This window comes from Terriglobus sp. YAF25, assembly GCF_052113305.1.
Taxonomy (GTDB): domain Bacteria; phylum Acidobacteriota; class Terriglobia; order Terriglobales; family Acidobacteriaceae; genus Terriglobus.
Window position 1 is genome coordinate 1 of record NZ_JBFRCY010001016.1, and the last position, 1,187, is coordinate 1,187.

Annotated in this window: 2 protein-coding genes; both read right to left on the reverse strand. The window is 58.0% G+C overall.

The genetic code is table 11. The annotated features are described in order from the left end of the window. Positions 1-282: 282 nt before the first annotated feature. Entirely contained in the window at positions 283-714 is a 432-nt protein-coding gene (locus AB4043_RS26160) for a TIGR03435 family protein (RefSeq protein WP_442302913.1), read from the reverse strand. Further along, positions 641-1,187, reverse strand: a 547-nt coding sequence (locus tag AB4043_RS26165; RefSeq protein WP_442308608.1) for a hypothetical protein, incomplete at its 5' end; no start/stop codon positions are given. The genes AB4043_RS26165 and AB4043_RS26160, both read right to left, overlap by 74 nt.

A 1,187-nucleotide genomic window follows, 5' to 3' on the forward strand; every position in this document is an offset into this window, starting at 1 on the left:
CTCTACAGCAGCTCAATGAACTCCGCCGACGTTCCCGGCTACGGCATCAAGTTCACTTCACCTGTCGTCGGCAACGGCAAGGTCTACATCTCCACCGGCCACGACCTCACTACTGCCACTAACCCCATGGGCGAAATCGATGTCTACGCGCTTCACTAGATAGGCGCGGGAGTCGCGCGGATCAGTACCGATAAAGTCGGCTTATTGGTAGCGACTGGCCGCGGCCTCCGCTAAGAGCGTTTATCGTTACTGGCCATACGGACGGTGAGAGTGCCGAAAGAATTAGTTCGGTGAAGGCCGCTCAATGCGGTCAATGATCAGTAACTCCACCTTGTCTTTCTGTGACTTCAATGTCAACCCAAGCTGCTCCTGCAGCGAAGAGAAAACGGACACTCCAGAATCCGCTGAGCTATCCGAGACTAGTCCGGCTCGCCCCATGTCAAGATGCATATCGTAGATCCCGGTTAGACCAGTCTTGTCAACGACAGGTCGGCCCGCAGGTCCGGACAATAGCAGCGCCAGCGTGCCTGTAGTGGCGCCATAAATATCGATATGCCCATCGACCTGCCCACGGACGAAGACGCCGCTCCCTCCGGGGATTGCCACCGCACCCGGATGCTTGGCCTGGGCTGCCTCCACCTCACCCGACTTGGCGGGCGTCAACTTCGGTCCATTCTTCGCGATCTGCAGCGCGAAAATGGGCTTGTCTGTCATTTCGCGATGTACCACCAGCTTGCACCTCTGGGACAGCAGAGTCTGCATCATGGCATGCAAGCATATTTGTTCGCTGCACCGGATCTCGCCAGGCCGCGGCGTCCGAATCGGCGATGCGAGCCTCGATGTTATAGCGCTCCTGCGACAGTTCTCGCGGCATCCCTAGAATGCGCTCCTGCACCAGGTATCCGAGCGGGTCGCCCGATGTCGGTATATAAGCCGCGCCCACCACCATCAGGAGTGGGCAATTGGTCATATGAAATCCGTTCGGTGTAGGCTGCACCTGGTCCGGACTACACGTTCCGATGTTGTCTACATTCTGACGGATGAGAGCTACATCGAAGCTCATCGGCTGGCCCGCTGTCTGAGCACAGGTGCGAATCGGCGTGGAGAGCATCGCAGCGACGGCCATGTACTCCGCCATGTTACGAAAGCGTTTCATCCCAGGAGCGTTCATGCCCGCACTAGACTGG

Excerpts from the sequence above, each read along its gene's own strand:
- AB4043_RS26160 (WP_442302913.1), bottom strand. The coding sequence starts at position 714 with ATGACAGACAAGCCCATTTTCGCGCTGCAGATCGCGAAGAATGGACCG.